Source organism: Geothermobacter hydrogeniphilus (assembly GCF_002898515.1).
Lineage (GTDB): Bacteria > Desulfobacterota > Desulfuromonadia > Desulfuromonadales > Geothermobacteraceae > Geothermobacter_A.
In genome coordinates, this window is sequence record NZ_PPFX01000050.1 from 13834 (window position 1) to 24605 (window position 10772).

At 60.5% G+C, this 10772-nt stretch carries 3 protein-coding genes and 1 pseudogene; all 4 read left to right on the top strand.

All coding sequences use genetic code 11. The annotated features are described in order from the left end of the window. A pseudogene (locus C2E25_RS15815) lies at window positions 1–2411 on the top strand (hypothetical protein); the annotation flags it as partial. 36 nt (window positions 2412–2447) lie between these two features. Then, on the top strand, window positions 2448–5726 hold the full coding sequence (locus C2E25_RS15820; RefSeq protein ID WP_103116693.1) for a tail fiber domain-containing protein: 3279 nt from the start codon (window positions 2448–2450) through the stop codon (window positions 5724–5726). Window positions 5727–5799: 73 nt separating this feature from the next. Next, on the top strand, window positions 5800–9669 hold the full coding sequence (locus C2E25_RS15825) for a hypothetical protein (protein ID WP_103116694.1): 3870 nt from the start codon (window positions 5800–5802) through the stop codon (window positions 9667–9669). Between the two features lie 291 nt (window positions 9670–9960). Then, window positions 9961–10629 (top strand): transposase, encoded by a 669-nt coding sequence (locus C2E25_RS15830; protein ID WP_103116695.1) that lies wholly within the window; start codon window positions 9961–9963, stop codon window positions 10627–10629. Window positions 10630–10772: the final 143 nt, after the last annotated feature.

Genomic DNA, 10772 nt, shown 5'->3' on the forward strand with positions numbered 1-10772 from the left:
CGGTGCCATTGACCATCAGCTACCAGGGGGTTTTGACCGACGGAGCCGGCGCGCCGGTGACCGACCCGGCGCTGAGCATGTCTTTTTCCATTTACGATGCCGAGACCGGCGGGCTTATGGCGTGGACAGAAACCCAGACGGTCAGTGTTCAGAATGGATCCTATGCCGTACAACTGGGTGCTGTTAACCCATTGCCGATCTCCTATATTGTGTATGAACCCCTCTGGCTTGAAATCTCTGTCGGCGGAGAAGTCCTGGCCGGGAGACAGCATCTCACCAGTGTCCCTTATTCCCTGGTGGCCTATACGGCCGACATGGTCCAAGGGTACTCCGCCGCACAGCTCGACCAGTCGGCGCACCTCACCGACACCGGCAACCCGCACAACGTCACCGCCGCTCAGGTCGGCGCCGCCGATGCCGCGGCTTTTTCCAGCCACACCTCTGACACCGGCAACCCGCACGGAGTGACCGCCGCCCAGACCGGGGCGGTGGCCAAGAGCGGCGACACCATGACCGGCAGGCTGACCATCAATGCTGCGACCGCGGGTCCGGTATTGAGCGGCAGCGGTGGTGGGCTGCTGGTGACGGGAACCGGACCGGTCTGGAATTCCGTAACAAACCAGTACGAGCCGGGGGTTCCCAGTGCGATTCCGGCCAGCGGGGCCGGAACCCGCATGATGTGGTACCCGGAAAAGGCAGCTTTCAGGAGCGGAGAGGCAACATCAACCTCTTGGGACGACGCTAAAATCGGTAGCTATTCCTTTGCCACGGGGAGAGATGTTGAGGCAAGTGGAGACTTCTCTCTTTCAATGGGGGTCTACAACACGGTAACGGGAAATAATTCGATGGCAGTCGGTGGCAATAACCTTGTGTCAACTAGGGGGTCTTACGTCATTGGAAATGACAATTTAATACAAGATTCCGCGGCAACCTATTCCACGGCTCTCGGGTCACGCAATGAACCCTTGTCTGACGGTACTATTGCCATTGGAAGTGACAACAAGGTCGGTGGTGCAGGGTCAATTACCATAGGCCGCCATTTAGCGACAACGATTTATGGTGTGACTGCTCTTGGTCATTACAATGCCTATACGGCAACTCCGATATCCAACATAGTCAGCTGGCTTGGCACGGACCCCCTGTTCGTCATCGGCAACGGCACTTCAGACACCAATCGTTCCAATGCCCTCGTCATGCTGAAAAACGGCGACACCACCCTCAACGGCAACCTCACCGCCACCTCCTTTACCGGCGACGGTTCCGGCCTGACCAACCTGCCCGGCGGGGCCATCGCTGATGCCTCGGTGACCGCAGCCAAACTTGACACTGCCTATGTCAAGACTGCCGGCGACACCGTAAGCGGCAACCTGGTAGTGAATGGACAGGTGGGAGTGGGTACAAGTGTCGTCACCGGACAGAAACTCTCTGTTCATGGCGGCAATGATGTCGCCATTTACGCAGAGAGCACCTCCGGCTGGACCCTGCAGGCCAACAGTTATGTCGCGGACAGCGTCAGCGTTGCCGCCCTGAGCAGCGGCGGCACCGCCGTCCGGGCGGAAACTGCCGGGGTCGGGGTCGCGGAACTCGGCAGCACCGCGCATCAGGCGGCCGGTTTTTTTAACGACAATGTCCTTGTTCAGGGGGGATCGGCCGGCGGCGCGACAATTGCTCCGTCCGCCCTGCTGCATGTTGCCAACACCACCCTCGACAACACCCCGGGGAAACACACCCTCTACCTGACAGAGAACAACAATGCCGAATCAAGCACCGCCGGCCTTGATCCCGCCATGCCCTACTACGGCATCGGTTTCCGGCGCGCCTGGAACGGGAGCAACCTGAGCAATATCAAAAATATCGCCGGCATCTATGCCTACGGGGTCCAGGGCTATCGCGGCGGATTGGTGTTCAAAACCGAAAATGCCGTCTCCAGCGCCGAGGACCCGGACGTCATCGCTATGGTGATCCGCCCCGACGGCAATGTCGGCATCGGCACCAACAGCCCGGCCGGCAAGCTCGACGTCAACGGCGCCATCTACCAGCGTGGCGGCAGCCTGCACGCCGACTATGTGTTCGAATCCGACTACCAGCTCGAATCGATCGAGAACCATGAACAATTCATGTGGCAGAACAAGCACTTGAAGGCGATTCCCAAGGCCCGCAAGGACGAACAGGGCCGGGAGATCATCGAAGCGGGTGCCCATCGCCGGGGGATGGTCGAAGAGCTGGAAAAAGCCCATATTTACATCAGTCGATTGAACCGCAGAATCAAGGAGCAGGCGGCAAAGATCGCCGAACTCGAACAGGAAAAACAGGAGACCCTGGCGCGCCTGACCCGGCTCGAAGAGACCACCCGGCAGCTGGCGCAGCTGGTATCCGCGGAGCCGGCCACCGTGGCTATGGTCCACCCGTAGAGGAAAAATGAACATATTCAGTGACGGAGGGTACAAATGGAGTTGATCAACGGCAGGAGTTTGGCAGTCTGGTGTGCCGTACTTGTGTTGCTGGCGGGAACAGCCTTCGCGGCGGTGCCCGTCACCATCAGCTATCAGGGCGTTTTGACCGACGGAACCGGGACGGCAATCACCAACCCGTCCCAGAGCATGGTTTTCTCCCTCTACGGCAGCGCGACCGGCGGCAGTCCGGTCTGGTCGGAGACGCAGACGGTCAACGTCCAGGGTGGCACCTATGCCGTGCAGCTCGGAGCGGTCAGTCCGCTTTCAGGTTCCCTGTTCAGCAGCGGCAACCTCTGGCTCGAAGTGTCGGTCGGCGGGGAAGTGCTGGCCGGCCGGCAGCGACTCAACAGCGTCCCCTACGCGCTGGTAGCGGGGGATGCCGACACCGTCGGCGGCTATGACGCGGCCTCGCTCGACCAGTCGGCGCACCTCACCGACACCGGCAACCCGCACAACGTTACCGCCGCCCAGATTGGCGCCGCCGATGCCGCGACGCTCAGCGCTCACACCGGTGATACCGGCAACCCGCACGGGGTGACTGCGGCCCAGACCGGGGCGGTGGCCAAGAGCGGCGACACCATGACCGGCCGACTGACCATCAATGATACGACTCCGGGGTCGGTGCTGGCCGGTAGTGGCGGCGGCCTGGTGGTCAGTGGAACCGGCCCGGCGGGAACCGACCAGGCCGGATACACGCCCGGCGTTTCCGGCGCCATACCGGCAACAGGAACCGGCACCCGGATGATGTGGTACCCGGAGATGGCCGCCTTCCGCGCCGGCCAGGTCTCCGGCAGCCAGTGGGATGATGCCAATATCGGCGCCTACTCATTCTCCGCCGGCCTGGACAACAAGGCTGACGGCTCCTATGCCACCGCGTTGGGGATGCTTTCCGAAGCCAGCGGAAAATCGGCCTTTGCCGCGGGGTATAAAGCCAAGGCGACCGGTCTCAGGTCAACAGCGCTGGGACAAGAGACCCAATCAATCGGGTGGGCGACTCTGGCAACAGGTTTTCAGACTGTTGCCAGCGGGACATACGCCACGGCCATGGGCAACTACACCGAAGCCAGCGGCCAGGATGCCACGGCCATGGGAGCCGGCAGCAAGGCCTCCGGGGAGACATCGACAGCCATGGGATACCTGACGATCGCCCCTTCTTACGCCGAAACAGCCCTGGGCGCCTACAATACCTCTTATACGCCGTCCGGGCCGGGGGGATGGATCACCAGCGACCGGCTGTTCGTTATCGGCAACGGCACCAGTGAACAGAATCGCTCCGACGCCCTGGTGATGCTGAAAAATGGCGACACCACCCTCAACGGCACCCTCTCTGCCACGGCCTTCGTCGGTGACGGCTCGGCGCTGACCAACCTGCCGACCAGCATCAACAGCGCCATGTCGATCACTGACACCACTCCCGGGCCGGTGCTGACCGGCAGCGGTGGCGGCCTCACCATCAGCGGCAGCGGTCCGAGTTTCAACGGCACCGGCTATGATCCCGGCGCTGTCGGCGCCATTCCGGCAACCGGTGCCGGAGTGCGGATGATGTGGTACCCGGAGATGGCCGCCTTCCGGGCCGGGGAGGTCTCGGGGTCCCAATGGAACGAGGCCAGCATCGGCCCCTGGTCGGTTGCTACCGGCTTCAACACTACCGCCAGCGGCCCCTATGCGACCGCCATGGGACTCTCCGTTACTGCCAGCGGCTCTGTCGCCACGGCACTGGGAAACGGTACCGAGGCTTCCGGCCAGTATGCCACCGCCATGGGTTATGGGACCACTGCCCGCGAAAGATCTTCGACTGCATTCGGTAACAACACCCTGGCCGCCGGTGTGGATTCGACTGCACTGGGAAGAGACACGATTGCCCGCTCTCTGGGTGAAGTTGCCATCGGTCTGGGGAACACCGATTACCTGCCCCTCGGTAATACGTATGCCTGGCACTACGCCGATCGCCTGTTTGTTATCGGCAACGGAATCAACCCGAGCAATCGTTCTGATGCCCTGGTGGTGTTGAAAAATGGTGACACCACCATCAACGGCAATACAACTTTCAACGGCAACACCTCGATCAGTGGTACTGCCACCATCAACGACGACACCACCATCAACGGCAACGCCAGCATAAAAATGAATGCCTCGATCGCTGGAGACGCGACGGTCACCGGCAACCTTAAGGCTTTCAGCTTCCTCAGTGAAGGTTCAATAGCTACCGGAACCAAGGCTGTTGCCCTTGGTGACACGACTTCAGCTGGCGGCCAGGGAGCTGTGGCTCTTGGCGTCGGAAGTTACGCTGCCGGCGATGGTTCTGTCGCTCTCGGGTCACATGCATCAGCTTTTTCATTAGGTGAAATCGCTGTCGGCAGGTTCAATACCGCCTATTCCCCTACAGGCGGCACTGACACCTGGAACGCCGACGACCGCTTGTTCGTTATCGGCAATGGCAGCAGCGCTACAACCCCCTCTGATGCCTTGGTGGTCCTCAAAAATGGAAATACCGGGATCGGCACTCTCGGTCCTGAAGCTACCCTGCATGTCGCCGGCGGCAATTGGGACCTCAGTTCGACCGAAGGCGATTTCAAGATCGGCGATACCAGCAATCGACTCAAGATCGGGGTCGCAACCGGTGGCGGCGGAGCCGGCCAGGCCCGCATCTATGCCGAGGGGACCAATCCCAAATTGTTCCTCGGCGCCGGCGGCGCTGCGATCCTCGACCTCGACGGTCCCTCCGGCAACGCCACCTTTACCGGTGACCTGACCGTCAACGGCACCTTCAGCAATCCTTCCGACATCCGCCTCAAGGATGTCCACGGCAACTTCGAGCGCGGGCTGGAGGATATCCTCAAGCTGCAGCCGATCGTCTACAGCTACAAGCGGGACAACCCGCTGCATCTCACCTCGACCGAAACCCTCTACGGGTTCAGCGCCCAGGCTCTGCAGAAAGTGATCCCGGAGGCGGTTTCGGAACTGCAGGACGGCTACCTGAAGGTGAGCAAGGATCCGGTGCTGTGGGCGATGCTCAATGCCATCAAGCAACTGAAGCAGCAGAAAGATGAGGATATCAGCACGCTGCGGGCGGAAAAGGATGCCCGGATTGCCGTACTGAAACAACAGCAGCAGCAACTGAGCGCGAAGGTTGCCGAACAAGCTGCCCGAATAGCTCAGATGGAGCAGGAAAAACAGGAGACCCTGGCGCGGCTGACTCGGCTCGAAGAGACCACCAGGCAATTGGCGCAGCTGGTATCGGGAGGGCCGATCAATGTGGCAAGCACAAAATAAATCAACTAGTGATTCAGGATATAAGGGAAGCTTTGCAAGCATGCGGCCGACAAGTCGCGAAGAAGGGGGCAGTATGAAAAGGGATCAATTCAGAAGTCTGGTTGTGACAGTGCTGACGACAATCTGCCTGCTGTGGTCCGGCACCGCCTCTGCGGCGATGAGCAGCGCCAACTACGCCATCCCGTCCTCGGTGATCGCCGCCGGCGGCGGCACCTCAAGTTCGGCCGGTTACAGCAATCGCGGCATCATCGGCGAACCGGGTGCCGGGGTGGTTTCGACCAGCACCGGCTACGGCCACGTCGCCGGCTACCTGCTCAGCGAGCCGGGGCTGCTCGATGCCGACCTCGACGGCATCATTGTCGTCTTTGATAACTGCTCCCAGACCTACAACCCGGGGCAAGCCGACGCCAATCTCAACGGGGTGGGTGACGCCTGCGACATCTCCGACACCGACGGTGACGGCCTGACCGATGCCCAGGAATTCGCCATGGGCACCGACCCGGCCAATCCCGATACCGACGGCGACGGCAGCAACGACCTGGCCGATGCCAATCCCCTCACCGTCAATGCCAACATCTATTGGGCCGGGGTGCAGCACATGACCGACGCCAACGGCATCCAGGTCGACTCCCTCGACCTCGGCATCCAGAAAGCAGACAACACCAGCCTCGGCGGCCTGACGGCGACGGTCTCCGGTCCGAACGGTTTCAGCTACACCTTCTCCAATGCCGATCTGCGCAGCTGGGCGCCGGGCCAGATCGCCCTCTGGAAACACTACGACAGCACCAGCCCGCTGACGACCGGCACCTATACCTTCACCGTCAGCGACAGCCTCGGCCACAGCGTCAGCCAGGCCGACCTGCATATCGGCCCGCAGGCCGTCCCCGTGGTTGGCACCGGGACCATCCACAACTACCGCCTCGCAGACGGCAGCTACCTTTTCAACTGGGCCCCGATCCACAATGTCGACCAGACCTTTTTCTACCGTTTCCGCATCTACGATTCCCCGACCGCCGAGGTGCCGGTCTATTCCGGCCATCGCGATCCGGATACCTATGAAGTTGTTCCGGCCGGCGTGTTGACCGACGGCCAGACCTATTACGCCCGGGTTGAAACCCACCAGGCCGGCAACTGGGATCTGCTGAAAAACCGCGCCACCTCCATTGCCTACAGCTTTACACCGCAGGTCAGCGATGCAGCTTCGCCGTTCATCAAGACACAGATCCTCAATGTCAAAAAATCTGACGGCACTCGCGTGGTCAAACTGGTCCTCGACGTGCAGGATGAGGCGGCCCTGACCTCGGCCGCTGTCGATACCCTCTACGGTTTCGACCTGGTCGCTGATTTCGATGGTGAGAAGCTGGTCAAGGAACTCGCTCCCGCCACCGTGACCAGCGGGCAGATCTACACCTTCCATATTTTTACCGGCGGCGTCGATTACTACCAGTCCGCATCCCTGGCCAACGTAGTTGACTACCAGATCCCCGATTCAGCCACCTATCAGGTCGAAGACCTCGGCAGCGGCAGCTATCGCTTCAGCTGGGCACCGATCGCCCACCCGGTGCCGCTCTGGTACCGGGTAAAAATCACCAACACCGCCAGCGGCGCGACCTACACCTCGCCGCGGGTTGACAAAACCCGGCTCAATATCGCCCAGGCCGACATCACCGCCGCCATCGGCAGCGGCAGCTGGAGCTGGCTGGTGCAGGTTGACGACAGCGACGACTGGTCCACCATCCGCAACCGGGTGGTCGGCCCGGCGATCGCCTTCAACGCCATCGCCGCCGACCCGAGCCGGCCGGTGATCACGCCCTTCATCAGCCACCGCGTCACCGGCGCCGGGGTTGACCAGGCCTACACCTGGGCCACCACCTCCGACCTGGAAGACGACCTGGTCTCCCTGCAGGTTGACGGCCCGGCAGGCAGCAGCATCAGCTTTGATCTGCTGCAGCAGGGAACCTTCTACCAGGGCAACGGCTACCAGGGCTACCTCAAGGCCGATCCCGGCCTGCCTACCGTCGGCCTCTACACCTTCACCGCCACCGACGCCACGGCGAAAACCATGGTGCGCTACGACTACCAGAGCACCCCGGTGGCCTACGCGCTGATCGACTTCAAGGCCTTCCACCTCGACACCCTCGCCGACGGCAGAATGCGACTCTCCTGGGCGCCGGTTGACGCCAACGTGCCGCTCTACTACCGCGCCGACATCTTCACCCTCGCCGATCACAACGGCGACGGCTTCGTCGATGAGGCCATGAACTCCGGCTACAACCCGGCCACCTCCTGGGTCTACGACCCGACCACCCTGCCGGCCGAACCGCTGGTACTGCGTATCCGGGCACGCGAGAACCCGACCGGAACGGCCTGGAACAACCGCACCCACAGCATCTACGTCGGCCTCGAAGCCCCCGGCTTCGACTACAGCACTTTGCAGGACCAGGACAACGACGGCTGGGCGAGTAACATCGACCCGGATGACACCGATGCGGCGGTGGATCCGCTGGGCCCGATCCCCCTCAAGGTGCTCAGCCCCAACGGCGGTGAAACCCTCCAGGTCGGCAGCACCACCACCATCACCTGGAGAGAGCAGACCGGTGCCGCCAACTACCTGCTCCGCTACTCCACCGACAACGGCACCACCTGGAAGTGGCTGCGCAACAACGTCACCGGAACCAGCTTCAACTGGACGGTGCCGAACTCCCTGAGCGACCAGTGCCTGATCCGGGTCAACGCCAAGAACGCCGCCGGAAACTTCATTGCCAACGACTTCTCCGACACGGTCTTCAGCATCATCAACCCGCCGCAGATCATCAGTCCCAACGGCGGAGAAGCTTTCGCTGCCGGCAGCACCATCACCATCAGCTGGTATCCCCATCCCAACGCGGTGAATTACCTGCTGCGCTATTCGACCGACGCCGGAGCAAGCTGGAAGTGGCTACGCAACAATGTCACCGGCACCAGTTTCAACTGGAAACTGCCGGATATCTCCAACAGCCAGGTCATGATCCGGATCAATGCCAAGAACGCCGCCGGCAGCTTTATCGGCAACGATTTCTCCGACAGCACCTTCAGCATTGTCCAGTTCCGGCTCACCAGCCCCAACGGCGGGGAAGTGCTGAACGCCGGTGACACCCTCAACATCACCTGGCAGCCGCACCCCGCTGCCGCCAGCTACCTGCTGCGCTATTCCGTGGACAACGGGTCAACCTGGAAATGGATTCGCAACGGCGCCACCGGGTCCAGCTTCAACTGGACGGTACCGGTCAGTCCAGGCAACCAGGTGCTGTTCCGCATCAACGCCAAGGATGCCGCCGGCAACTACATCGCCAACGACTTCTCCGACGCGGTTTCCAGCATCGTCGTGCCCCTCAAGGTTCTCAGCCCCAACGGCGGCGAGACCCTGGCCGTCGGCAGCACGGTCAACATCACCTGGCAGGAGAAAACCGGGGCCGCAAGCTACCTGGTGCGCTACTCGACCGATAACGGCAGCACCTGGAAGTGGATCCGCAACAATGCCACCGGCGGCAGCTATAGCTGGACGGTGCCGAACACACCGAGCACCCAGGTACTGATGCGCGTCAATGCCAAAGACGCCGCCGGCAACTTCATCGCCAACGACTTCTCCGACGCGGTCTTCACCATCCTCGAACCGCCGCTGCGGATCATCAGCCCCAACGGTGGAGAGACCCTGACCATCGGCAGCCAGACCACCATCAGCTGGAACCCGCATCCCGACGCCGCCACTTACCTGTTACGTTACTCGGTGGATGGTGGCGCAACCTGGACGTGGCTGAAGAACAATGTCACCGGCACCAGCTTCAACTGGACGGTACCGAATGATCCGAGCACCCAGGTCCTGATGAGGATCAACGCCAAAAACGCTGCCGGCAGTTTTATCGGCAACGACTTCTCGGACGCGGTGTTCACCATTCTGCCGTAGTAACAGATCAAACTTCTTCCCGTTCAAAAAGCGGCCCCGACAGAGTTTCGGGGTCGCTTTTTGCGTTTTCTCGTCAAAAAAGTCCAAATCTGAAGAGAATTTTGAGATTTTTTTGAGATTTCGTCTGTATTTTATGTACGTTCGGTGGAACAGGTCCGTAAGTCAGCCTGTCCCCTTTTATAGTATTTGACAACCGTTGTTCTATTTTGGCAGTTTGATACCTAGCGTTAAGCAATCCATGGAGAACTTCGGTTCGCCTGAACTGGTTTTATAAATGGGGGGGGGAGGCGGATGCCCCGATTGAATCGCGGTCTTGCCGACAACCATTATTATCATCTGCTCAACCGCGGCAATGGCCGGCAGCAAGTTTTTCAAGACGATGAGGATTATCACAATTTCCTTGATCTGCTTCACGACGCCAAAGCCCGTTACCCCATCCAGGTTTACTCCTACTGTCTGCTGCCAAATCACTTTCACCTGCTGGTGAAACCTATCAACGGTGAAGATCTCAGCCGCTGGATGCAGTGGCTGATGACCAGCCATGTACGTCGACACCATCGTACCTATGGCACCAGCGGCCACGTCTGGCAGGGACGCTACAAGAGCTTTCTGGTTCAGGAGGGTGACTATCTGCTCACCCTGCTGCGTTATATCGAAGGCAACCCAGTTCGTGCCGGGCTGGTTGATTCCTGTACGCAATGGCGCTGGAGTTCATGTCGGGAAAGGTTGAATGGCCAGAAGGGCCTGGTTGCTCCGCCCCCCGTGGATCTGCCCGAAAACTGGCCCCGATTTGTTGACCGGCCGTTGACAGATCGGGAGCGGGAACATTTTCAACGCTGCGTTGACCGACAGGCGCCGTTTGGAAAGAAGGATTGGCAGATGGATGTCTGCAGAAGATATGGGTTGGAGTCGACGTTGAGGAAGAGAGGTCGGCCGAGGAAAGAAATGGGCATTAAATAGCGGCCTGTTTTGTTTTTGCAAAAGGAATTTAAATATGGCTCGTCAGCAGAATCTGTGGAGATAATCAGGTTCCGGCAACTTGCCAAGCTCGTGATATAGGGCGATTTGCAGGCATTTGAGGGTTCGAAACCCGTAGGCTTTTC

What these genes read in the sequence shown, in the direction of transcription:
- C2E25_RS15820 (WP_103116693.1), top strand. Translation starts at nt 2,448, where the DNA reads ATGGAGTTGATCAACGGCAGGAGTTTGGCAGTCTGGTGTGCCGTACTT.
- C2E25_RS15825 (WP_103116694.1), top strand. Translation starts at nt 5,800, where the DNA reads ATGAAAAGGGATCAATTCAGAAGTCTGGTTGTGACAGTGCTGACGACA.
- C2E25_RS15830 (WP_103116695.1), top strand. Translation starts at nt 9,961, where the DNA reads ATGCCCCGATTGAATCGCGGTCTTGCCGACAACCATTATTATCATCTG.